Raw genomic sequence first — 23201 nt, 5'->3', positions numbered from 1 at the left:
GGGGAGCGGGGTCAGCGGAGATCCGCGATCAGCTTCTCCCACTGACCGGCGACCTCGGCCGCCGCGTGCCGGGTCGCGGTGTCGAGGGCGCCGGCCGCGAGCGAGCGCCGCCTGCGCTCGTCGTCGATCAGGGCCAGCAGCGCCGCCGCGAACATCTCCTCGTCGGCGCCGGACTCCGGCACCAGCACCCCGTTGTAGCCCGTGGCCACGAACTCGGCCGGGGCCCGCGCCCCCTCGTACGCCACCACCGGCACCCCGCAGCTCATGGCCTCCAGCACGGTCATGGCCTGGTCGTCGCCGCGCGAGGGGTTGGCCACGATCGACGCCTTGGCGAACTCGCCGGCGAGGTCGGGCGTGGTGCCCATGAAGTAGACGTGGTTGTGCAGGTCGAGCTCCTGCGCCAGGGCGCGCAGCCGGCGCTCCTCCGGGCCGCCGCCGTACAGGCGGAGCTGCCAGTCGGGGCGCTTGTCGGCCACGACGGCGAACGCCCGGATCAGCCGGTCGTAGCCCTTGACCGCCACCCAGCGGCCTCCGGCCGCGACGATCCTGTTGTCCATGCGCGAGCGCGGCCAGGGGCCGGCCGGCAGGGCGTCCTGCACGAAGCGCACGGCGGGCCCGGTGAGCCCCTCGCCGAGCAGCCTGCCCCATTCCTCCTGACCGGCCTCCGTGGCCGCCACGACGGCGTTGAGGCGCGGGTAGAACCGTCTGACGGGCGCCGGCACGGCGGGCCTGGTCCACTCCCTGGCGAGCTTCAGCACCTCGCGCGGCGCGTGCCTGGCGGCCTGGACACCGAGCCCCGGCCTGGTCGTGACGAGCACGTCGCACCTGAGCCCGCGCAGCACCCGCCAGAGCGCGACCTCGGTGCGCACCTGGCCGCGCGGCAGCAGGTGCCGCACCCCCGGCCGGGCGTCCACGACGCTGCGCATGACGACGTTCGGGCCGACGGGGAAGAACGGCTTCTCCTTCTGCCGCCGTACGCTGATCACCTCGACCTCGTGCCGCTCGGCGAGGGCGTTGGCCAGGTTGAGCGTCGCGCGTACATCACCCCGCATGCCGTAGGCGGACGGCAGGAGCAGGGCGATCCTCATGCGCCCACCTCGATGCGCAGCTCGTCGTCGGCGGTGTAGCAGGGCCGTACGGGCACGCCGTCCACCTCGGCCGCCGGATAGTGGAGCCGGCGGCGCTTGCCGTCGACGTCGTCGAGGCGCGAGGCGAGCCGCAGCGGCGCGGGCACCCCCGCGACCTGGAGCGCGGGCTCCCACGTGCCCGCGCCGTCGGGGTCGGCGGCCAGCACGTCCACGAGCGAGACGGCCGCGTGGAAGCGCACGCCCTGGACGTACGCCGTGGCCGACACCCGGGCGCCGGCCTGCCGCCGGTCGAGGGTGAGCGTGGCCTCGTGGCGGGAGTCGTCGTCCTCCAGCCCGGTGTAGGTGAGCAGCCCCATGACCTCGAAGCGGCCCTCCCTGAACCACACCCTGCGCACCTCGGCCCCCGGCTCGGCGTCGGTGATCTTCAGGGCCAGGTAGCCGTTGCGGGTCCGGTAGGAGCGGTAGGCGAGGGTGCGCCTGCACAGGGCGTACGCGTCGAGATGGTCGAGCGAGAAGCCGGGGTCGACGCTCAGCAGCCGGCTGCGCCGGCCGTCGTGGCGCAGGTAGGCGTCCCAGCGGCCGGCCGTGAGGCCGAGCGGCGCCAGCGAGACCGCCAGCGTGGCCTCGCGCGCCCGCGCCCCCGGCGTGCCGAGGCGCACCTCACGCTCCACCCCCGTGGTGCGGTGCCGCAGGACGAGCTCGGTGCCTTCGCGGAGTGGTTCGTCGATGGCCAGTCGCAGGGAGAGCACGTCCGCCAGGGTCACCTCGGCGTCGGTGACGACGACGCCCATCGCGAGCCCCCTCCCCGTCGAATAGACCCATGCGACGTTGAGGTTACCGTGATTTTCCCGTTATGTGGATGGCAGATTTCTTGTCGTCGCCCTTGTCGACACGCGAAACTCCTCCACACGGGGTGTGGAGGAGCTGCGTTTCGCGTCCTCAGGAAGCGCCCTTGACCGATTTGATCAGGAGCTGGGCGACGTCCACGACTTCCAGCGACTCCTTGGCCTCGCCGCTGTTCTTCTTCTCGTTGATCGCGTCACCGAGCATCACCATGCAGAAGGGGCACGCGGTGGAGACGGTGTCGGGGTTGGTGGTCAGCGCCTCGTCCACGCGCTCGGTGTTGATGCGCTTGCCGATGCGCTCCTCCATCCACATGCGCGCGCCGCCCGCGCCGCAGCAGAAGCCGCGGTCCTTGTGCCGGTGCATCTCCTGCGCCTGGACGCCGGGCACCTTGGCCATGATGTCGCGGGGCTGGGAGTAGACCTTGTTGTGCCGGCCGAGGAAGCACGGGTCGTGGTAGGTGATCTTCTCCTCGATCGGCGTGACCGGGGTGAGCAGGCCCTCGTCGACCAGCTTGGCGAGGAGCTGGGTGTGGTGCACCACCTCGTACGTGCCGCCGAGCTGTGGGTACTCGTTGGCGAGGGTGTTGAAGCAGTGCGGGCAGGTCGCGACGATCTTCTTGACGCCCGCCTCGTTCAGCGTCTCGATGTTCTGCTGGGCGAGCATGTTGAACAGGTATTCCATGCCGAGCCGGCGGGCCGGGTCGCCGGAGCAGGCCTCCATCGGGCCGAGCACCGCGAACTTCACGCCGGCGATGTGCAGCAGCTCGGCGACCGCCTTGGTGGTGCGCTTGGCGCGGTCCTCCAGCGCGCCCGCGCAGCCGACCCAGAACAGGTATTCGGTGCCCTCGGGCATCTTGTCCTCGACGATCTCGACCTCGAAGTCGAGCTCCTCGATCCAGTCGGCCCGCTTCATCTCGGACATCCCCCACGGGTTGCCCTTGTTCTCCAGGTTCTTGACCATCACGCCCGCCTCGGACGGGAACGACGACTCCACCATCACCTGGTAGCGGCGCATGTCGAGGATGTGGTCGATGTGCTCGATGTCCACCGGGCACTGCTCGACGCAGGCGCCGCAGTTGGTGCACGACCAGAGCACGTCGGGGTGGATCACGCCGTCCTCGCCGACCAGCGGCTTGTCCAGCAGCGCCAGCACGTCGGTGTCCTTGTGCTCGACGCCGTTCGCGGCGGCCAGCAGGTAGGGGGCCACCTGGAAGGCGTGGTCGCGCTGGTCGAGGATGAGCATCTTGGGCGACAGCGGCTTGTCGGTGTTCCAGGCCGGGCACTGCGACTGGCAGCGGCCGCACTCGGTGCAGGAGTAGAAGTCGAGGAAGCCCTTCCACGTGGTGTCGGCGATCTTGCCCCGGCCGAGCCGCTCGGGGTCGAGGTCCTCGTCCTCGAAGTCGACCGGCTTGCCGTCCACCCGCATCTCCGGCGCGGCGCCGAGCCCGTCGGGGCGGCGCGAGAACAGCACGTTGAGCGGCGCGGTGAAGATGTGCAGGTGCTTGGAGTTCACCACGATGACCAGGAACACCAGCATGAAGCCGATGTGCAGGAGCAGCGCGATCTCCTCCAGCAGCCCGCTCGCCGGGAGCACCTCGCCGAGCGCCAGCGACGCGAACGCGCCGGAGGAGTAGGGGAGGTTGCCGTTGGCGGCGGCCGCGCCGCGGGCCAGGAACAGCGTCCAGATGATGTTGAAGATCATGAACAGGACGAGCCAGGCGCCGCCCAGGTGCGAGCCGGAGAAGCGGGACTTGCGGCCCAGCGTCTTCGGCGAGTTCTTGAGCCGGATGATCGCGAAGGCGACCAGGCCGAGGAGACAGGCGACCGCGATGAAGTCCTGGAGGAACCCGAGGACCGGCCACTGCCCGACGATCGGGATGTGGAAGTTCGCGCGGCCGGTGATCGCGCCCTGGATGATCGCGCCGTACGCCTCGATGTAGACGGTCAGCAGGATGAAGAACGCCCACATGACGAAGAAATGCGCCACGCCGGAGGGCGTCCACTTCAGCAGCTTCTTCTGACCGAAGACCTCGACCAGCTGCGCCTTCAGCTCCTCGCCCGCATTCGCCTTGGCGTACTCGACGCGTTCGGGCGCGGGCGGCCCCACAGTGGCGAGCTTGTACAGGAACTGAACCCGGCGGCCGGCGACGGCCACCGCCAGGACGGTCATGACGAGCCCGATGATGGCTACCCAGAGCACGGGGTCCTCCCACAGACGACGTTGGCTGTCGCTGGCTGTCAAGCGTACGTGCAGCCTTTATACAGACCTCACCCCGGATCCTACCGGCCGGTAACTTATCCGGGGTACGCGACATACCCTAAGGTGGCAGGCCCCTCCAGAACAATGCTCTAGCCTGTGAAGTACCTCTGGAGCGTCGGGGCGAGCAGCGCCACCAGCTCCTCCGGGTCCGCGCTCGCCATCGGCTCCAGCTTGAGGACGTAGCGGGCCATCACCACGCCGAACATCTGCGCGAAGGCGGCCTCGATCCGCAGGTGCGGCACCCCGAGCCCGTTGGCCACCTTGAACAGCAGCGCGTTCGTGATGAACTCGCGGAACATCGCCTGCGCCTGCTCGTTCGTCATCGCCGAGCGCAGCAACGCCACCATCGGCTCCCGGGTCTCCGGCGCGGCCGTCACCCGGAGGAGCAGGCGCACCAGCCGCTCCCCCACCTCCTCGCGCGGCCCCTCCAGCAGCTCGGGCAGGATCGTCTCCGGGTTCAGCGGCAGGCGCATGGCCGCCGCGAAAATGCCCTCTTTCGTGGCGAAATAGTGATGGACGAGCGCCGGGTCGACGTTCGCCTCCCTGGCGATGCCGCGCACGGTGGCCTTGTCGAACCCCTTCTCCGCGAACACCCGCCGGGCCGCCGTCAGAATCTCCCCACGCGTGTCCGCCGACCCGGGCCGCCGCCCGGGCCCCCTCTTGCTCATGGCCTCGCTCCGCGAGGCTCGCTCGGTCGCCATACGCCGCCGTCTTCCCCCGCTCTGGTCGCTCCGCTCCCGCCGCTCCTCCAGACGACGGCACTCCCTCGCGAGTTCATGGCCTCGCTCCGCGAGGCGGGCTCGGTCGCCATACGCCGTTCGTCACCGGCCCACGGCCAGGTAGACGCGCATCGGCACCGAGAGCATGCCCTCGGGGAACTCGCGGCGCAGCTCCGTACGCTGCCGTTCCACCAGCGCGTCGGCCGTCTCCGCCGGCAGCGCCGCCATGTACGAGTGGGAGCGCAGGGCGAGCAGGAAGTCCTCGATGCCGACCAGGCGGGTCCACGGCAGCCACCGCTCGGCGATCACCTCGAAGGCCGCGGCGATCGGCGGCACCGCCCACTCCTCCACCGCCGGCCCCCAGTAGGCGGGCACCTCCTCGGCCAGCCGGGCCTCGTACGCCGCCAGCCAGTCGGCCTGCGCCGCGTGGTGCAGATTCCAGCAGCCCACGATGGCCCCGTGGGGCCGCAGCACCCGCCGGGCCTCGGCGATGGAGGCCGCGGGGTCGAGCCAGTGCCACGACTGCCCGTACGTCACCAGGTCGGCCACCCCGTCGGCCACCGGCAGCGCGTTGCCGTCGCCCTGCACGGCGGCGACCAGCGGCGGCTCGCCGTCGGCGCGCGACCGCAGCCGGCCCAGCATCACCGCGGCCGGGTCCACGGCGACCACGCGGGAGCCGCGCGCCCGCAGCGCCCGCGTGAGGATGCCGGTGCCCGCCCCGACGTCGACCGTCGTCGCGCCGTCGAGGTCCACGCCCGTCAGCTCGCACACCGCGCGGAACATCTCGTCGGGATAGCTGGGCCGCCCGGCCTCGTAGGCGTCGGCCACGCGGTCGAAGACCCCGCCCAGCTCCCGCATCGGACCGATGTTCATGTGGTGGCCGCCAGATGGAGCCGGGCGAAGGCCAGCCCCTCCGCCAGGTCGTCGATGCGCTCGGTGCGGCTGGCCGCCTTGCGGGTGTTGACCTCCAACACGACCAGCCCGGAGTAGCCGGTGTTGGCCAGGCGCTCCAGGACCTGGGCGCACGGCTGGTTGCCCCGTCCCGGCACCAGGTGCTCGTCCTTGTTGGTCACGCCGATGCCGTCGGCGAGGTGCAGGTGGGCGAGCCGGTCGCCGAGCTTGGTCGCCATCTCCATGGCGTCGGAGCCCGACACGGCCGTGTGCGACAGGTCGAGCGTGACCTGCGGGAAGTCGTAGTCGATCGGGTTCCAGTCGGGCGCGTACGGCACCACGTCACTCCCCCTGGCCCGCAGCGGGAACATGTTCTCGACCGCGAACGTGACATTCGTCTCGTCGCGCATTCTCGCGAGCCCGACCTCGAACTCGCGGGCGTAGTCGCGCTGCCAGCGGAACGGAGGATGGACCACGACCGCCGAGGCCCCGAGCCGCTCGGCCGCCTTCTGGGCCTTGAGCAGCTTGGCCCACGGGTCGCGCCCCCACACCCGCTGCGTGACCAGCAAGCAGGGGGCGTGGATCGCCAGCACGGGGACCTGATAGTGGTCGGAGAGCCGCTCGATCACGTCGATGTCCTGGCTCACGGGGTCTGCTCCGACCATGATCTCAACGCCGTCGTAGCCCAGGCGCGCGGCCAGCTCGAACGCGTCAGGAGTGCGTTCCGGATATACCGAGGCGGTGGACAATGCGATCTTCGCATTGGGCACGCGGATGACATCAGCCACGTTGCCAGCCTAAGCCGGAGAAGCCGATAAGGCGCGCGACGCCCTAGCGTTGGGGGCATGCCACGCATTGCGAGGGGGGCGATTCCCAGCCCGAACATCTGGAACACTCCGCAGGTCTACGAGGTGGAGAACCGCGCCGTCGATCCCGAGCGGGCCGCCGACGCGGCGATGCGCGCGGTGCGCTCCTGGGAGGGCGCCACCGTTCTGGACATTGGTTGCGGCACCGGCTACCACCTGCCGGGCCTCGCCGCGGCCGCCGCCCGCGTGATCGGCGTGGAGCCGCACGGCGACCTCGCCGCGCTGGCCCGCCGCCGCTGCGCCGCGCTCGCCAACGTGGACGTGCACACCGCCGTGGCCCAGGACCTGCCGCTGCCGGACGCGAGCGTGGACGTGGCCATGGCGCGGTGGGCGTACTTCTTCGGGCCGGGCTGCGAGCCGGGGCTGCGTGAGCTGTCCCGGGTGCTGCGGCGCGGCGGCACCGCGTTCGTCATCGACCTGGACGCCACGCGCGGCGCGTTCGGCCGGTGGTTCTCGCGGACGGTGCCGGCGTACTCGGCCCGCGAGGTCGAGGCGTTCTGGGACCGCCACGGCTGGCAGCGCCGCCCGCTCGACCTGCGCATGGCCTTCGAGCGCCGGGCCGACCTGGAGGCGGTGCTGCGCATCGAGTTCGCGCCCCAGGTGGCCGAGCAGGCCATCGCCGAGACCCCGGGCCTGGAGCTCGACTACCCGAACGTGCTCCGCTGGCGCCACTACTGAGCCGCGTGGAGCCTCCGGCGGGACGAGCCGTCCCCACGGAGGCTCCACGCGGGGACGGGCCTAGTTCCGGCACCCGGTGACGGGAGACACGGCCGGCGCGGGAACGGGTGAGCAGTTGGTCGGGGTGTTGCCCTGCACGATCGCGGCCGACCGCACCACGGCGCCGACGCCGTTCTCGTTGTCGATGCCTCCGGGGGCGGTGGTCGCCTTGTTGCTGTTGACCAGGCTGCGGGTGACGGTCACGGTGCCGGGAACGAAATTCGCGATGCCTCCTCCGACGGTGCCGGCCTCATTGCGGGTGATGAGGCTCTGGACCACCGCGAGGGTTCCGTCGTTCGCTATTCCGCCGCCTTTCTCCCCGGCGCGGTTGCCGTTGATGACGCTGTTGGCGACCGTCATTCTTCCGTTGTTTCCGATGCCGCCGCCGTTCCTGGTCGCGGAATTTCCTTGAATGATGCTGTTCGTCACGTTGACGATGGTTCCGCTGACAGCGCCGATGCCGCCGGAGAAGGTGGCGGTGTTCTTCTGGATGAGCACCGCGTCGAGGTTCGTGGTCCCGCTGTTGACCGCGATGGCTCCGCCGAGCCCGCCCGGAGAGGTCGTCGCGTCGCCCTCCCTGAGCCTGACGCGGTCGAGGGTGAAGTTGGCGTTGACGGTGAACAGGCGGAACTTCGCGGTCGCGCTCCGCTGGATCGTGCTGTTGCGCCCGTGGATGGTGAGGGGTCTGTTGATCGACAGGCCGGTCGTGTTGATCGGGTTGAAGGTGCTGTTGGTCAGCACGTAGGTGCAGCCGGGCGTGAGGTTGAGCGTGGCGCCCGACGCGGCGTTTCTGATCGCGTTCACCAGGGCGCTCCCGGAGCACGGCACGGTCGCCAGCGCGTTTGCCGCCGGCATTCCGGCCATGAGCGCCGCGGCCGCGAGAATGGCGCCCCCGGCAGCCCGGTGGATCCTGTTTGCACGCATTTAATTGTTCCCCCGAATCGTACTGATCGCGAAATGCGCAGTAGTGAGCGTGAACGGTCATCCCCGGGGACGATCACCCTTACACGCATGACTTATCGGGCATGAAAGCAAAAGCGGGTCATATATGACAAGGAGCTATTCAAGCCTTTACGAAATCAGGAACGAGTACGGCCGCCGCGGGCCTGCTTCCCTTGACGCCGGTGTCAACGTTTACCGTGGGGGCATGCGCATCGGAGAGCTGGCGGAACGCACCGGGGCGAGCACCCGCTCGCTCCGGTACTACGAGCAGCACGGTCTGCTCCAGGCCCGGCGCGGCCCCAACGGCTACCGGCAGTACACCGAGGAGGACGTGCGGCTCGTCACCGAGATCCGCGCCCTGCTCGCGGTCGGGTTCTCCCTGGAGGACACCCGGCCGTTCGTCGACTGCCTGCGCAGAGGGCACAGCACGGGAGGCTCGTGCGCCGAGTCCGTCGAGGTCTACCAGCGCAAGCTCGACGAGATCGACGCCGAGATCCGGGTCCTGCTCGGCCGCCGCGCCGAGGTCGCCGCCCAGCTCTCCCAGTCGTGCCCAGGATGTTTCGTGAGGGGATGAGGACATGATCACGTTGACCACCGAGAACTTCGAGGAGCAGGTGCTCAAGAGCGACCGGCCGGTGCTGGTCGACTTCTGGGCCGAATGGTGCGGGCCGTGCCGCATGGTGGCGCCCGTGCTGGAGCAGATCGAGGCCGAGCGCGGCCTCACCATCGGCAAGCTCAACACCGACGAGAACCCCGAGATCATGGCCAAGTACGGCGTCATGGGCATCCCGACGCTGCTGCTGTTCGAGAACGGCGAGCCGGTCAAGCGGGTCGTCGGCGCCAAGCCCAAGCGCCTCCTGGAGTCCGACCTGGGCCTGATCTAGCCCGGCCTGCCCGATCTGGCGCGCCTGTCGGGGCGGATCGTCGGAGCCGTTTGTCGGTGCGCGGCGCTAGCCTGCTCGGCATGGCGAAGACGTCTGCCCCGAAGCCCGGTTACCGCTGCGCCGAGTGCGGTTGGCGCACCACCAAGTGGGTCGGCCGGTGCGGCGAGTGCCAGGCGTGGGGCACGGTCGACGCGGAGGGCGGCCGGGCCGGCGTCACCATCGTCCAGGGTGGCGCCACCACCGCGCCCGCCCTGCCGATCGGCCAGGTCAAGGCCGAGGTCGCCACGGCCCGCACCACCGGCGTGAGCGAGCTCGACCGGGTGCTCGGCGGCGGCCTGGTCCCCGGCGCGGTCGTGCTGCTGGCCGGCGAGCCCGGCATCGGCAAGTCCACGCTGCTGCTGGAGGCCGCCGCCCGCATCGCCGAGCGCGAGACCGTCCTCTACGTCACCGGCGAGGAGTCCTCCGCCCAGGTGCGGCTGCGCGCCGACCGCATCGACGCCATCCGGCCCCAGCTCTACCTCGCCGCCGAGACCGAGCTGTCGGCGCTGGTCACCCACGTCGAGAAGGTCCAGCCCACGCTGCTCGTCGTCGACTCGGTGCAGACGATCGGCTCCGCGCAGGCCACCGGCGTGCCCGGCGGCGTCACCCAGGTCCGCGAGGTCGCGGCCAACCTCGTGCGCCTGGCCAAGGAGCGCAACATGGCCACCGTCCTCGTCGGCCACGTCACCAAGGAAGGCTCCATCGCCGGTCCGCGCACCCTGGAGCACCTGGTCGACGTCGTGCTCAACTTCGAGGGCGACCGCTACTCCCGGCTCCGCATGGTCCGCGCGATCAAGAACAGGTTCGGCCCCACCGACGAGGTCGGCTGCTTCGACCTGCACGAGCGCGGCATCGAGGGCATCACCGATCCCAGCGGCCTGTTCGTCTCCCGGCGCAGCGAGCCGGTGCCGGGCACCTGCGTCACCGTCACCGTCGAGGGCACCCGGCCGCTGCCCGCCGAGGTCCAGGCCCTGGTGGCGCGCACCGAGGCGCAGCAGCCCCGGCGCACCTCCTCCGGCCTCGACACCTTCCGCGTGCAGATGATCCTCGCCGTCCTGGAGCGGCGGCTCAACGCCCGCCTCGGCGGCTGCGACGTCTTCACCGCCACCGTCGGCGGCATCAAGCTGGCCGACCCCGCGGTCGACCTGTCGGTCATGCTCGCGGTGGCGAGCGCCGCCGGCGACAAGCCGCTGCCCCCCGGGCTGGTGGCGCTCGGCGAGGTCGGCCTGGCCGGCGAGCTGCGGCCGGTCAAGGACGTCCGCAGGCGGCTCAACGAGGCCGCCCGGCTCGGCTTCAAGCGGGCGCTCGTCCCCGCGGGGTCGCTGGAGGACGGCACCCGCAGGCACAACGGCCAGCGCGCGCTCGTGCCCGTCGGGCCCGTCGCGTTCGCCCCCGGGTTCGAGGTCGTCCAGGCGGAGAACGTCTGGGACGCACTCACACACGTCACATAGCGCCGCTAAGCTGGGCGTGACCGATCGACACGGGGGTCAGGTGGATAGGAGTCTGGACGACCGCCGGCGCGAAGCTCTGGCGGCGGTGGCGCCGGGCACGCCCCTGCGCGACGGCCTGGAGCGCATCCTGCGCGGGTCCACCGGCGGGCTGATCGTTCTCGGCTACAACGACGACGTCGAAGCGGTCTGCAGCGGCGGGTTCACCCTCGACGTCGACTTCTCGGCGACCCGGCTGCGCGAGCTCGCCAAGATGGACGGCGCCATCGTGATCAGCGGCGACGACAAGATCGTACGCGCCGCCGTGCACCTCGTGCCCGACCCGGCCATCCCCACCGACGAGTCCGGCACCCGCCACCGCACGGCCCAGCGCGTGGCCCGGCAGACCGGCCTGCCCATCATCGCGATCAGCAAGTCGATGCGCATCATCGCCCTCTACCTCGACGGCATCCGCTACGTCCTGGAGGAGTCGGCGGCCATCCTGTCCAAGGCCAACCAGGCCCTCGCCACGCTCGAACGCTACAAGCACCGCCTCGACGAGGTCTCCGGCACGCTGTCGGCCCTGGAGATCGAGGACCTCGTCACCGTCCGCGACGTCGCCGCCGTCGCGCAGCGGCTGGAGATGGTGCGGCGCATCTCCGACGAGATCAAGGGCTACGTCGTCGAGCTCGGCACCGACGGGCGGCTGCTGTCCCTGCAGCTCGACGAGCTGGTGGCCGGGGTCGACTCCGAGCGGGAGCTGGTCGTGCGCGACTACCTCCCCGCGCCCTCGGGCCGGCGCCACAAACGGCTGCCCGAGGCCATGCACGACCTCGACCAGCTCTCCGGCGCCGACCTGCTCGACCTGTCGGCGGTCGCCCACGTCCTGGGGCACGGGGCCGACAAGCTCGACAGTCCGGTCAGCCCGCGCGGCTTCCGGCTGCTCGCCAAGGTCCCCCGCCTGCCCGCCACCGTCGTCGACCGGCTGGTCAACCACTTCGGCGGGCTGCAGAAGCTGCTCGCGGCCAGCATCGACGACCTGCAGGCCGTGGGCGGGGTCGGCGAGTCCCGCGCGCGCAGCGTCCGCGAGGGCCTCTCCCGCCTCGCCGAGTCCTCGATACTCGAACGCTACGTCTGACCGGCGAGGGGCGTCACCGGAGGTGGAAGACGCCCTTGGGGCTGCGGAGCTTGCCGAAGCGGGCCATGGCGACGTACGTGCCGGGCAGCGCGGGCGGCGGCGTGGCGCGGCAGTCGGCGCTGGAGCGCTTCCTGTCCCAGTTCAGCGTCCGCACGTACGGCACCCCGCGCTGCAGCTCGGCGACGTCCTCGCCGGCCCCGCTCACGCAGTCGGCCGTCGACCAGATGCGGTCCTGGCCGGACATGATGCGGATCTCCATGGCCCGCGGCCCGACGTCGGCCCTGCACATCACGGGCCCCGTGTTGACGAGCGTGACGATGAAGGACGGCCGGGAGCCGGCCGCGTAGATCTGGTCCTTGCCGCCCTGCAGGCTCAGCACGAGGTCCTCCTCGGCGCAGGGCGCGCCCGCCCGCCTGACGCGGCTGGGCGACGGGCTCGGCCGTCGCGCGCTGGGCGTGGGCGAGGGGGTGGCGGTGCCCATGGCGAGCGTACGCAGCCCGGCCAGCAGCGGGTCGACCGCCGGCGAGACGCTGGGCGAGACCTTGGCCTCAGAGGAGCTCTGCTCCGGCCCGCCCTTGCCCCCGCTGGAGCACGCCCAGGCCACCACGGCCACCACGACGAGCACCGCCACCAGCACGCTCATCCGGCGCCGCCAGTAAACGTCACCGCCGTCGCCACGCATCGTCTCCGGATCCATGAGACCCAGCATGGTAACCAGAAGGTCACTCAGGGTGACGACACGCCGAGGTCATTCCCATCGGCATACCCTTGTCGGCGTGGTTGAGCCTCATCTTCTGCACAACGCTGTCCTCAGTTGGTACGAAGACAACGCGAGAGACCTCCCCTGGCGGGCCGCCGACGCCACGCCCTGGGGGGTGCTGGTCAGCGAGATCATGCTGCAGCAGACCCCGGTCGTCCGCGTCCTGCCCGTCTGGCACGAGTGGATGGAACGTTGGCCGGCCCCCAAGGATCTCGCGGCCGAGCAGCCGGGCGAGGCGGTCCGGCACTGGGGAAGGCTCGGCTACCCGCGGCGGGCGCTGCGCCTGCACGCCTGCGCCCGGGCGATCACCGACGAGCACGGCGGCGAGGTGCCCGCCGATCACGCGACGCTGCTGGCCCTGCCGGGCATCGGCGAGTACACCGCCGCCGCGGTCGCCAGCTTCGCCTACGGCGGACGGCACGCGGTGCTGGACACCAACGTCCGGAGGGTGTTCGCCAGGGCCGTACGCGCCGAGGAATACCCTCCTACGGCCACCTCGGCGGCCGAACGGCGGCTCGCCGAGTCCCTGCTGCCCGAGCTGGGCGCGGCCCGCTGGGGTGTGGCGGTGATGGAGCTGGGCGCCCTGGTGTGCTCGGCCCGCGCGCCGCGCTGCGCCGACTGCCCCATCGCCGACGTGTGCGCCTGGCGGCTGGCGGGCAAGCCGCCGCACGCCGGCCCCGCGCGCAAGGGCCAGACCTACGCCGGCACCGACCGCCAGTGCCGGGGGCGGCTGCTGGCGGTGCTGCGCGAGGCCCACGGCCCGGTGCCGAAGGCGGCGCTCGACGTGGTGTGGGACGACGCGGTCCAGCGCGAACGCGCCCTGGACGGCCTCATCGCCGACGGCCTGGCCGAAGCCCTCGACGACGACACCTACCGCCTCCCCCACGCCTGACCTTCAGGGTCAGCTGACCCAGGGCGGCACCAGGCGTTCGGAGCCCTTCGGGGCCAGGTCGCAGGCGTCCGGGGCGGATGTGCCGTCCGGGTTGTAGACCTTCGTCCCGGCCGGGGCGGTCACGATCGACACGAACCCCCGCACCGGATCGGCGAACATCCGCCGGCTCACGTCCGCGGGCAGCACCATCGTGTCCCCCGCCGCGACCTCGTGGCGTTCCTCGCCCAGCTCCACCACCGCGGCCCCGTCGAGCCACGTCCACAGCACCTCGGCGTCGAAGGCGTGCACCGGCCCCTCCATGCCGGGACGGGCGTCCACCCGCCACACGGCCTGCTCCGCCTGCCCCTGCGTCGGGGAGGCGAGCGTGGTCATCACGCCGTTGGGCGTCTCGGTACGCCGGCATTCGGCGTTCGGCACGACAGACACGGGCATCCTCCCTTTCACGCGATCCACGGCGGGGTGCCGAGGTCGGCCCCGTCGGCGGACATGGCACGGGCGCCGGCCCGGGCGGTGACGACGGCGGTGTAGCCGGCGTCCGGGCCGGCGGTGACGCGGCGCGGCGTGCGCGCCGGCATGACGACGGTGTCGCCCGCCGCCACGGCGAAGCTCTCCTCGCCGAGCTCGACGGTCGCCGCCCCGTCGAGCCAGCTCCACACCTGCTCGACGTCGAAGTCGTGGAGCGGCCCCGCCACGCCGGGCTTGGCCTCCACGCGCCAGAGCGACCGCCCGGCCGCTCCCTGGGTGGGCGAGGCGAAGGTCGTCATGACGCCGCCGGGTGTCTCGGTACGCCGCGCGTCGGCGGCACGAATGACGGTCATGCGGGAAACCCCTTAGAATAGGCAACCACGTTGTCCATCAATATAGTCAATCAGGTTGTCTATTGTGTCAAGCGACGCCCCTGGGTTCGAGTTGCCGCTGCGCCTGCTGCTGGCGTTCCGTGCGCTCATCGACGAGCTGCACGCCGAGCTGTCCCGGCAGGGACATCCCCACATCAGACCCATGCACGGATTCGTCATGCAGGCCATCGGCCCCGCCGGCACGACGGCCGTCGAGCTGGGCCGCGCGCTGGGCGTCTCCAAGCAGGCGGCCGGCAAGACCGTCGAGTCGCTGGAGCGCGTCGGCTACGTGGAGCGCGCCACCGATCCGCACGACAGCCGGCGCAAGATCGTACGGCTGACGCCGTACGGGATGGACGCGCTCCACCGCTCGGCCCGCATCTTCGACGAGCTCCGCGCCCGCTGGGCCGCCGAGCTGGGCGCGGAGCGGCTGCGGGCGCTGGAGGCCGACCTGCGCAAGGTCACGCCGGCCAATCCGTGGCGGCTGGACACGCCCGCCTGGTTCACCTCACTCTGAGTGAGGTCAGGCGGCCAGCTGGAGGCCCAGGCCGGTCAGGTTGCTGCGGGCCCAGTCCAGCTCCTCGGCCAGCAGCGACACCAGCGCCCCCGGCCCCTTGGCGCGTCCCGGCACGGCCAGGTTGTGCGTCTCGACCTCGATGTGGGCGCTGCCGCTGACCGCGCCCGACAGCATGGCCGTCAGCGTGTCGTGCAGCACCTCGCCGGTGCTGGACGTGCGGCCGGTGTGGTTGTGCACGTGGCCGAGCTTGACGACCGGCGCCCCTGCCGCGGCCAGGTTCTTGAGCGCCGCGCCCGGCTCCTCGTCGCCGGAGGCGAGGTGGCAGGCGTCCAGGCACACGCCGAGATGCTCGGAGTCGATGCCGCCGACCCGCTCCAGCGCCTGCTCGGTGGTCTCCAGCACGCAGCCGGGCCACGGCTCGAAGCCGACGCGGATCGTCTTGCCGGTGACGCTGTGGATGCCGCGCAGCTCGCGGGCCAGCCGCTCCAGGCGGCGGGTGGCAATGCTGTGCAGGTCGGCCGGCCAGTCACGCCGCCAGCCGATCGGTATGGTCGAGATGCTGCCGAAGCGTACGTCCTCGGGCAGCAGGAACGCGAGGATGCGGGCCAGCGCCATGGTGTAGCGGTAGCGCTCGGGCTTGGCCCAGTCGGGGCCGGGGACCTCCTGGTTGCGGCCGCCGGTGCCGTTGAGGCTCACGACCTCCAGGCCGCGCTCCTCCAGGGAGCGGCGCAGCCGGACGAGCTCGATGCGGTCGGCGGTGAGGTGGTCGGCGACGCTCGGCGACAGCCACAGGCCGATGCCCATCCGCTCGACGCCGAGCCGCTTGCGCACCGGCACGGCGTAGCGAGTGAGATGGGCGATCAGGTTCTCCAGGTCTTCAGCGGGATGGACGCCTGCGTTGTAGGCGAGGTGAACGAGCGTTCCGTCATCGTGACGCAGGCGCATCGGTTTCCTCCACGGCTTGCTTATGTGTGTCCGTCGCCCGCCTCGGACGTGCCGGACCTCGTCGAGCATGCCTGCTCGCGGGTCCCGCCGGCGTCCGCCCAGAGTTGATTCCTGACTACTCCCCGGGGAGCAGGCCCCCACGTTAGGGACGCGCTCTTGCGGCTCACTTGGATGAGACTTGGCTCTACTCTACGCAGTGTAGTACTACCACCGGTGGCGGGATACCCGGTCGTCCAACAATTACGCAACGACGTGGTGACGACGGGCGAGCCGACGCCCGAAAGGGGCACTGGCCGGCCCCAGGAGCCACGGAGAGCGCTCCCCGACCTGGGTGGCGACGAACTTCCTCACGTCCGTGACCTGTGACGCCACACGATGCCACAGAGCGACGCGCCCCGGAGACGCGAAAAGCTCCCGTGTGACGAAGCACACGGGAGCTCTCCGGTGTCACGCCGGCGCCGGAGCGCCGGACGGGTCAGTGCTGGATCGGAGCCGCGATGGCCGCCGCCGAGTCGGGCACCTTCGAGGACGTCTCGCCCCGGAAGATGAACTTGGCCTCGTCGCCCTCGCCCTCGATCGTCACCTTCACGACCTGCCCCGGACGGAGCTCGCCGTAGAGGATCTTCTCGGACAGGGAGTCCTCCAGCTCGCGCTGGATGGTCCGGCGCAGCGGCCGGGCGCCCATAACCGGGTCGTAGCCGCGGTCGGCCAGCAGCTGCTTGGCCTCCTGCGAGACCTCGAGCCCCATGTCGCGGTCCTTCAGCCTCGCGTCGACCTGGGCGAGCATCAGATCCACGATCTGGATGATCTCGACCGGCGTGAGCTGGTGGAAGACCACGATGTCGTCGACACGGTTGAGGAACTCGGGCCGGAAGTGCTGCTTGAGCTCCTCCTGGACCTTCGCCTTCATCCGCTCGTAGTTGGACTCGGTGTCGTTGGACTTCGCGAACCCGACCCCGATGCCCTTGGAGATGTCACGGGTGCCGAGGTTGGTGGTCATGATGATGACCGTGTTCTTGAAGTCGACCACGCGACCCTGGGCGTCGGTCAGGCGACCGTCCTCCAGGATCTGCAGCAGCGAGTTGAAGATGTCGGGGTGGGCCTTCTCGATCTCGTCGAACAGGACCACGGAGAACGGCTTGCGCCGCACCTTCTCGGTGAGCTGGCCGCCCTCCTCGTAGCCGACGTAGCCGGGAGGCGAGCCGAACAGCCGGGAGACGGTGTGCTTCTCCATGAACTCCGACATGTCCAGGCTGATCAGCGCGTCCTCGTCACCGAAGAGGAACTCCGCCAGAGCCTTGGACAGCTCGGTCTTGCCGACGCCCGAGGGGCCGGCGAAGATGAACGAGCCGCCGGGACGGCGCGGGTCCTTCAGCCCGGCGCGGGTGCGCCGGATGGACCGCGACAGGCCCTTGATGGCGTCGTCCTGGCCGATGATCCGCTTGTGGAGCTCGTCCTCCATGCGGAGCAGGCGCTGCGACTCCTCCTCGGTCAGCTTGAAGACCGGGATGCCGGTGGCGGTCGCCAGGACCTCGGCGATGAGCTCCTGGGTGACCTCGGCCACGACGTCCATGTCGCCGGCCTTCCACTCCTTCTCCCGGCGCTCGCGCTTGAGCTGGAGCTGCTTCTCCTGGTCGCGGAGAGCGGCGGCCTTCTCGAAGTCCTGCGCGTCGATCGCGGACTCCTTGTCGCGACGCACGTTGGCGATCTTCTCGTCGTACTCGCGCAGGTCCGGCGGAGCGGTCATCCGGCGGATGCGCATCCGGGAGCCGGCCTCGTCGATGAGGTCGATCGCCTTGTCGGGCAGGTAGCGGTCGCTGATGTAGCGGTCGGCCAGCTGCGCCGCGGCCACCAGCGCGTCGTCCGTGATGGACACGCGGTGGTGCGCCTCGTAGCGGTCACGCAGACCCTTGAGGATCTCGATCGTGTGGCTGAGCGAGGGCTCGGCCACCTGGATCGGCTGGAAGCGGCGCTCGAGCGCGGCGTCCTTCTCAAGGTATTTGCGGTATTCGTCGAGCGTGGTCGCGCCGATCGTCTGCAGCTCGCCGCGGGCCAGCATCGGCTTGAGGATGCTGGCGGCGTCGATCGCGCCCTCCGCGGCGCCCGCACCCACGAGCGTGTGCAGCTCGTCGATGAACAGGATGATGTCGCCGCGCGTGCGGATCTCCTTGAGCACCTTCTTCAGGCGCTCTTCGAAGTCGCCGCGGTAACGGGAGCCGGCGACCAGGGCGCCGAGGTCAAGCGTGTAGAGCTGCTTGTCCTTCAGCGTCTCGGGCACCTCGCCCCTGACGATCTTCTGCGACAGGCCCTCGACGACGGCGGTCTTGCCGACGCCGGGCTCGCCGATGAGAACGGGGTTGTTCTTGGTCCTCCGGGAGAGGACCTGCATGACCCGCTCGATCTCCTTCTCACGGCCGATGACCGGATCCAGCTTGCCCTCGCGGGCCGCCTGGGTCAGGTTGCGGCCGAACTGGTCGAGCACCAGGGACGTGGACGGGGCCGACTCCTGGGGGCCGCCCGCGGCCGCCGGCTCCTTGCCCTGGTAACCGTGCAGCAACTGGATCACCTGCTGCCGGACACGGTTGAGATCAGCTCCAAGCTTGACCAGCACCTGGGCCGCCACACCCTCACCCTCGCGGATGAGCCCGAGCAGGATGTGCTCGGTGCCGATGTAGTTGTGGCCCAGCTGCAGAGCCTCACGGAGCGACAGCTCGAGGACCTTCTTGGCCCGCGGGGTGAAGGGAATGTGCCCCGACGGAGCCGACTGGCCCTGGCCGATGATCTCCTCGACCTGCTGGCGCACACCCTCAAGGCTGATGCCCAGGCTCTCCAGAGCCTTGGCGGCAACGCCCTCACCTTCGTGGATCAAACCAAGAAGAATGTGCTCAGTGCCGATGTAGTTGTGGTTGAGCATCCTGGCCTCTTCTTGGGCCAAGACGACAACACGCCTCGCTCGGTCGGTGAACCTCTCGAACATCTCGTCGCTCCTCACAGAGCGGTCAGTCAGGGCCGGTAAATCCGGTCCCGTCCTCCCGCATGCTAGCCCTGGCTCGGCGAACCGTGCCCACTCGCCTCTGACACGCTCTATAGCAGAGACGTTCCCCGAGAGCAGGGCGTTCACCCTCTATCCAACTACTGTTCGGGGGTCACGTGTTCCCGATACGCCGCAAGCGAACGATGTTTAGGCCGCTACGGGGAGACGACACCGAATTGCCGCCGCGGCGTATGCAGATCGACACGGATCGGCCGCCGGACGCCCGGGTGTGCGGCCCGGCGAAGGGGTCGCGCCCGCCGCATCGCCGATGATGCCGCGTCCGTTTCTCATGCGTAATCATCCTATGTCGTGTGGCGGGGATGGCCAAGCGCGGTCACTACGCCCTGAGCATGACCCGGCACCTACCGCTCCCGTCGCAAAAGCTCATCCGGTCAGCCGGGTTACCGGCCTCATCACGCGGGCGCGTGGGGACCGGGCATTGTGCGCACCCGCCCCGCCAAGCCGGTTTTGCCCCGCCTCTCGCAGACGCTTCCCAGCTTTTACTCAGGAACACCCGCGAGGAACAGCACGAGGAACGCGGTGGAGGAGCCCGCGCGCATGCCCGGAGGAACGGACAGCGGGGGCCTTTCGGCTTTGGAGCAGGCCGGGGACGACGCTTCACATATGCGGGCGCGGCCGGCGAATCGGCGGCCGACACCAGCCGCGACAGCCGATCAAAACGCCCGCATATGTGAGCGCATCAGCAGATCGTCCTCTGGGGCGTTCCACCATTCGAGACGCCCCTGAATACGATCATGCGCTTATGGCGGCCGCCGGGGTCCAAGGCGAACGGCATAAGCGCACGGTCGAGCGACGACTCTTTCAGTGAGCCGCCTCGTACTGCTCGACGACGGTGGAGGCGATACGGCCGCGCTCGCTGACCGGCAGGCCGCGGGACTTCGCCCACTGCCGGATCTCCGAGCTCTTCTCCCGGGTCATCGCACGGTTGCCGCCGCGGGTGCGACGACGCGTGGTGGTGGCGCCCGCCCGGCGCGCGTGCTGCACGAAAGGCGAGAGCGCGTCCCTCAGCTTCTTGGCGTTAAGGTCGCTGAGGTCAATCTCATAGGAGGAGCCGTCAATAGCGAAGCTGACCGTCTCATTGGCCTCGCCCCCATCGAGGTCATCGATGAGAATCTCCTGGATGTGCTTGGCCATCTACGCAATCCTTTCGCGGGCATTGTTTCATTCGCCTGCCCAAACATATACCCGAAAAGGCGCGGAGACAATTCAGCACAGCGGGGATTCGCTGACTGGCCGATCAGTTCTGCTTCTCGGCGGGCTGCTGAGCCTTAGGCCGGCGCCCGGCGCCCTCGTGGCGGACCAACTTCACCACGCCAAAGATGAAGGCTCCGCCGACCACGACCGGGGGGATGAGCGCTGACAATACATCTGTTAGGGCTTCCATTCGTCCTCGCCTCCACGGCTGACGGGGTTTCGAGGGCGCTATATGCGCCCGGGGCCGCTGCCCGGAGGAGCGTGACCCCAGTGCAGCGTACGGCGGCAACCGCCCGCAACTGACCATAGCGGCACACACATGCCCTGCGAGTCTCAGGGGCGCCGACATCCGGCAACCCGGACGCCCCATAGCCTAATGGCAGTCTCTCCAGACTCCTTACCGGATCAAGCGGAAATTTTGCGAAAGGCATCCGCCCAGGTGTGGAAGGCTCAGCGAAGATCTTTTACCACACGCGTTCCGGCCAGCCGGTCGTGCGGGCCGCGCTCCAGCGGCTTGTCCATCAGGATCAGCAGCCCCACCGCGAACAGCAGCATTCCGGCCAGGAGATTGACCACCGGAATGCCGATCAGCATGAGCGCCCCTGGATAGACCAGGGCCCGTTTCAGCGCGGCCCTGGACGCCGGCGCCTCGGGGGACAGGCGAATCCGCATGATCGCCTTGCCGAACGTCCGGCCCCCGCGGGAATGGGCCCACCAGTCGTAGCCGGTATAACCGGCTCCGGCGACCAGGGAGGCGCCCACACCGGGCAACCTGCCGTCGAACAGCTCCAACAACCCGACAGTCCGGAAGACGCCCCAGAGCGCGATGAACAGAATGTAATAGAAGACCCCGAAGACGAGCCCTTCAATCAGCCGGGCGCCGAGGCGTTCCCACCATTCCGCCGGCAGCGTGTCCGCTCGCGGCGCGGTCCCGGTCATAACCTCCACCTCGCGTCGTCGGCGGCCCCGAATGGGGTGTGCGGGTGTCCCCATTCTGGTACGGCCCGGCGGGCAAAACATAGGGGCCGGCGGTAAGCCGGCCCCCAGGTTCGCGTCCCGCGCGGACTACTTGATCTTCACGACCACCGTACGCGCGACCTTGTCGGCGAACGTCTGCTGCAACGGCTTGTCCCAGAGCTGGGATGCGCCGTTGACTCCCACGCCCGCGTAGGCGAGCACCCAGCCGAGCAGCGGGATGGCGTTGAACACCCACCAGCCCCACGTGACGCCGGCCCGCTTGAGCGCGGCGTCGTTCGGCAGGCCCTTGGCAGGCATCGGCTGGCCGACGAGGACGACCTTGATGCCCATCACCATCTTGCCGACGGTCTGGCCGCTCATCTTCAGCAGGAAGAAGTCGTAAGCCACCCAGAGGGCCGCCGCGACGAGCGCCGCCAGGATGCTGGCGAGGAACGACGTGCCGATGCCGCTGCTGGTGCCGTCGAGCGAGCTGTAGCTCGCCACGAAGAAGATGCCGAGGATCAGGCCCACGACGAAGTTGATGACGAACAGGATGACGCCGTCGATCAACCTGGCCACCAGGCGCTGCCACCACTCGGCGAGCGGGGCGGGCGCGCCGGGCGGCTGGACGCCGACCGGCTGGCCGTAGCCGGGCTGGCCATAGCCCTGCTGCTGGCCGTAGCCCTGCTGTCCGTAGCCTTGCTGCTGGCCGTAGCCCTGCTGACCGTACTGCTGGTCGCCGTACTGCTGGCCGTAGCCCGGCTGGGACTGGCCCTGCTGGCCGTAACCCTGCTGACCGTAGTCAGGCTGGGACTGCGGCTGCTGACCGTACTGGGCCTGCTGGCCGTAGCCCTGCTGCTGACCGTAGTCGGGCTGGGACTGCGGCTGCTGGCCGTAGCCCTGGCCGTAGTCGGGCTGGGACTGCGGCTGCTGGCCGTACTGCGGTTGCTGGCCGTAGCCCGGCTGGGTGCCGTACTGGCCCGAGGAGGGCTGCTGGCCGTAGCCGGGCTGTGACTGCGGCTGCTGGCCGTACTGGGGCTGCTGGCCGTAACCCGGCTGGGACTGACCCTGCTGGCCGTAGCCCGGCTGGGACTGGCCCTGCTGGCCGTAGCCCTGCTGACCGTAGTCAGGCTGGGACTGCGGCTGCTGACCGTACTGGGGCTGCTGGCCGTAGCCCTGCTGCTGGCCGTACTGCGGTTGCTGGCCGTAGCCCTGCTGGCCGCCGTACTGGGGCTGCTGCCCGTAGCCCTGCTGCTGGCCGTAGTCGGGCTGGGACTGCGGCTGCTGGCCGTATTGAGGCTGCTGGCCGTAGCCGGGCTGCTGCTGGTTGTAGGAGGACTGGCCGAAGGCGTCGTCCGTGCGGTAGCCGACCACGGTGGCGTCGGGGTCGGGCTCGCCGGGGTGACGGCCCTGGTGCTGCTGGCCGTAGGGGGGATTGCCAGGCGCGGAGTTCTCGCCGGATTCGTCTTGCGGATACGGCGGCTGTCCGGTGCTCACCGTGTCACCTCGCTTCGCGTGCGCATGTGGCACGTGTCAGGGCACATGCCTGTGCTGCCCAACGTATCGACATAGGTATCAACAATCACCTTTCCAATTGGTCAAGGTCCGCGTCACCCGATGTCAGATGGAGCAGCATGCGGGTGTTGCCCAGGGTGTTCGGCTTGACGTGCTCCAGGTCGAGGAACTCGGCCACACCCTCGTCGTACGAGGCCAGAAGTTCGGCGTAGACCTCCGGTGAGACCGGTGTCCCCTGGATGGGCCGGAACCCGTGCCGGGCGAAGAATTCGATCTCGAAAGTGAGACAGAATACGCGCCGCAGACCCAGATCCTTAGCCTGCTGTATGAGGGCCTCCACGATCCGGTGGCCGATGCCCATGCCCCGGCACTCCGGATCGACGGCGACCGTGCGGACCTCGGCGAGATCCTCCCACAGGACGTGCAGGGCGCCGCAGCCGGCGACCCGCCCGCCGAGATCGGCCACCCAGAACTCCTGTACGTCCTCGTACAGCGTCACCGTGGTCTTCTCCAGGAGCCGGGGACCCGCGCCCGCGTAGGTGTCGACCAGGCGCCTGATGCCGCGGACGTCGGGCGTGCGGGCACGCCGGACCACCACCGCGGTCTCGGGCGCTGTCAGCTCGGCCACCTGCTCCATGGCTCTCCAGAGTACAGATGTCATTACGGCTCGGACCTAACTCCCTCAACCGCCCCGTACCCGGGGTCCGGTACGAC

The 23201-nt window shown here is 70.0% G+C and carries 23 protein-coding genes; 7 read left to right on the top strand and 16 right to left on the bottom strand.

The window, feature by feature from the left end:
* Window positions 1-11: 11 nt before the first annotated feature.
* From ACBR40_RS14065 to ACBR40_RS14040, 6 genes are all read right to left on the bottom strand, one after another.
* Window positions 12-1088, bottom strand: a complete 1077-nt coding sequence (locus ACBR40_RS14065; RefSeq protein ID WP_371248930.1) for a glycosyltransferase — start codon at window positions 1086-1088, stop codon at window positions 12-14.
* On the bottom strand, window positions 1085-1879 hold the full coding sequence (locus tag ACBR40_RS14060) for a hypothetical protein (protein ID WP_344213530.1): 795 nt from the start codon (window positions 1877-1879) through the stop codon (window positions 1085-1087). Before ACBR40_RS14060 ends, ACBR40_RS14065 begins: the two co-directional genes overlap by 4 nt.
* Window positions 1880-2027: 148 nt before the next feature.
* Window positions 2028-4133 carry a (Fe-S)-binding protein gene (locus ACBR40_RS14055; protein WP_344213532.1) on the bottom strand — a complete coding sequence of 702 codons (2106 nt, stop codon included), beginning with the start codon at window positions 4131-4133 and terminating at the stop codon, window positions 2028-2030.
* A 149-nt stretch (window positions 4134-4282) separates the two neighbouring features.
* Complete coding sequence (locus ACBR40_RS14050; protein ID WP_371248929.1) at window positions 4283-4861, bottom strand: TetR family transcriptional regulator; 579 nt, start codon at window positions 4859-4861, stop codon at window positions 4283-4285.
* A 153-nt stretch (window positions 4862-5014) separates the two neighbouring features.
* The gene (locus ACBR40_RS14045) at window positions 5015-5770 is read right to left on the bottom strand and encodes a class I SAM-dependent methyltransferase (protein ID WP_371248928.1); all 756 of its coding nucleotides are present in this window, start codon (window positions 5768-5770) and stop codon (window positions 5015-5017) included.
* An 11-nt stretch (window positions 5771-5781) separates the two neighbouring features.
* Complete coding sequence (locus ACBR40_RS14040; RefSeq protein WP_344213538.1) at window positions 5782-6591, bottom strand: sugar phosphate isomerase/epimerase; 810 nt, start codon at window positions 6589-6591, stop codon at window positions 5782-5784.
* A gap of 57 nt (window positions 6592-6648) precedes the next feature.
* Between ACBR40_RS14040 and ACBR40_RS14035 the strand changes: the two genes are divergently transcribed.
* Complete coding sequence (locus tag ACBR40_RS14035; RefSeq protein ID WP_371248927.1) at window positions 6649-7347, top strand: class I SAM-dependent methyltransferase; 699 nt, start codon at window positions 6649-6651, stop codon at window positions 7345-7347.
* A 60-nt stretch (window positions 7348-7407) separates the two neighbouring features.
* Here ACBR40_RS14035 and ACBR40_RS14030 read toward each other — a convergent pair whose 3' ends face one another.
* Window positions 7408-8190 (bottom strand): hypothetical protein, encoded by a 783-nt coding sequence (locus tag ACBR40_RS14030; RefSeq protein WP_371248926.1) that lies wholly within the window; start codon window positions 8188-8190, stop codon window positions 7408-7410.
* 343 nt (window positions 8191-8533) lie between these two features.
* On the opposite strand from ACBR40_RS14030, the gene ACBR40_RS14025 reads away from it, so the two are divergent.
* The 4 genes from ACBR40_RS14025 (at window position 8534) to disA (ending at window position 11816) form a co-directional block, all read left to right on the top strand.
* Window positions 8534-8902, top strand: a complete 369-nt coding sequence (locus ACBR40_RS14025; RefSeq protein WP_344213544.1) for a MerR family transcriptional regulator — start codon at window positions 8534-8536, stop codon at window positions 8900-8902.
* Window positions 8903-8906: 4 nt separating this feature from the next.
* On the top strand, window positions 8907-9212 hold the full coding sequence (gene trxA / locus ACBR40_RS14020) for a thioredoxin (RefSeq protein WP_364462191.1): 306 nt from the start codon (window positions 8907-8909) through the stop codon (window positions 9210-9212).
* Between the two features lie 80 nt (window positions 9213-9292).
* Window positions 9293-10702, top strand: coding sequence for a DNA repair protein RadA (radA, locus tag ACBR40_RS14015; protein WP_344213548.1), 1410 nt, complete (start codon window positions 9293-9295; stop codon window positions 10700-10702).
* Between the two features lie 40 nt (window positions 10703-10742).
* Window positions 10743-11816 (top strand): DNA integrity scanning diadenylate cyclase DisA, encoded by a 1074-nt coding sequence (gene disA / locus ACBR40_RS14010; protein WP_344213550.1) that lies wholly within the window; start codon window positions 10743-10745, stop codon window positions 11814-11816.
* Window positions 11817-11829: 13 nt separating this feature from the next.
* Here disA and ACBR40_RS14005 read toward each other — a convergent pair whose 3' ends face one another.
* Window positions 11830-12513 carry a hypothetical protein gene (locus ACBR40_RS14005; RefSeq protein WP_371248925.1) on the bottom strand — a complete coding sequence of 228 codons (684 nt, stop codon included), beginning with the start codon at window positions 12511-12513 and terminating at the stop codon, window positions 11830-11832.
* Window positions 12514-12709: 196 nt separating this feature from the next.
* On the opposite strand from ACBR40_RS14005, the gene ACBR40_RS14000 reads away from it, so the two are divergent.
* Window positions 12710-13468, top strand: coding sequence for an A/G-specific adenine glycosylase (locus tag ACBR40_RS14000; protein WP_371248995.1), 759 nt, complete (start codon window positions 12710-12712; stop codon window positions 13466-13468).
* A 9-nt stretch (window positions 13469-13477) separates the two neighbouring features.
* Here ACBR40_RS14000 and ACBR40_RS13995 read toward each other — a convergent pair whose 3' ends face one another.
* Window positions 13478-13894, bottom strand: a complete 417-nt coding sequence (locus tag ACBR40_RS13995) for a cupin (protein WP_364462200.1) — start codon at window positions 13892-13894, stop codon at window positions 13478-13480.
* 14 nt (window positions 13895-13908) lie between these two features.
* The gene (locus tag ACBR40_RS13990) at window positions 13909-14286 is read right to left on the bottom strand and encodes a cupin (protein ID WP_344213558.1); all 378 of its coding nucleotides are present in this window, start codon (window positions 14284-14286) and stop codon (window positions 13909-13911) included.
* 64 nt (window positions 14287-14350) lie between these two features.
* Here ACBR40_RS13990 and ACBR40_RS13985 point away from each other — a divergent pair, with 64 nt between their 5' ends.
* Window positions 14351-14821, top strand: coding sequence for a MarR family winged helix-turn-helix transcriptional regulator (locus ACBR40_RS13985; protein WP_371248994.1), 471 nt, complete (start codon window positions 14351-14353; stop codon window positions 14819-14821).
* Between the two features lie 6 nt (window positions 14822-14827).
* Here the strand turns inward: ACBR40_RS13985 and ACBR40_RS13980 are convergent, their stop codons facing one another.
* The 6 genes from ACBR40_RS13980 to ACBR40_RS13955 all read right to left on the bottom strand — a co-directional run bounded on the left by ACBR40_RS13980 (window position 14828) and on the right by ACBR40_RS13955 (window position 23124).
* Window positions 14828-15766 carry a TIM barrel protein gene (locus ACBR40_RS13980; protein ID WP_344213562.1) on the bottom strand — a complete coding sequence of 313 codons (939 nt, stop codon included), beginning with the start codon at window positions 15764-15766 and terminating at the stop codon, window positions 14828-14830.
* A gap of 475 nt (window positions 15767-16241) precedes the next feature.
* The gene (locus tag ACBR40_RS13975) at window positions 16242-18743 is read right to left on the bottom strand and encodes an ATP-dependent Clp protease ATP-binding subunit (RefSeq protein ID WP_329588530.1); all 2502 of its coding nucleotides are present in this window, start codon (window positions 18741-18743) and stop codon (window positions 16242-16244) included.
* An 879-nt stretch (window positions 18744-19622) separates the two neighbouring features.
* Window positions 19623-19955, bottom strand: coding sequence for an Lsr2 family protein (locus ACBR40_RS13970; protein ID WP_329588529.1), 333 nt, complete (start codon window positions 19953-19955; stop codon window positions 19623-19625).
* A 510-nt stretch (window positions 19956-20465) separates the two neighbouring features.
* Complete coding sequence (locus tag ACBR40_RS13965) at window positions 20466-20954, bottom strand: RDD family protein (RefSeq protein ID WP_344213564.1); 489 nt, start codon at window positions 20952-20954, stop codon at window positions 20466-20468.
* A gap of 126 nt (window positions 20955-21080) precedes the next feature.
* The gene (locus ACBR40_RS13960) at window positions 21081-22469 is read right to left on the bottom strand and encodes an RDD family protein (protein ID WP_371248924.1); all 1389 of its coding nucleotides are present in this window, start codon (window positions 22467-22469) and stop codon (window positions 21081-21083) included.
* Window positions 22470-22554: 85 nt separating this feature from the next.
* A complete protein-coding gene (locus tag ACBR40_RS13955) occupies window positions 22555-23124 on the bottom strand; it encodes an amino-acid N-acetyltransferase (RefSeq protein WP_344213568.1) in 570 nt (189 codons plus the stop codon).
* Window positions 23125-23201: the final 77 nt, after the last annotated feature.

This window comes from Nonomuraea sp. AD125B, assembly GCF_041402765.1.
Taxonomy (GTDB): domain Bacteria; phylum Actinomycetota; class Actinomycetes; order Streptosporangiales; family Streptosporangiaceae; genus Nonomuraea; species Nonomuraea bangladeshensis.
Note: the sequence above shows the minus strand (reverse complement) of the source record. Positions and strands in the feature narration are given on the sequence as shown.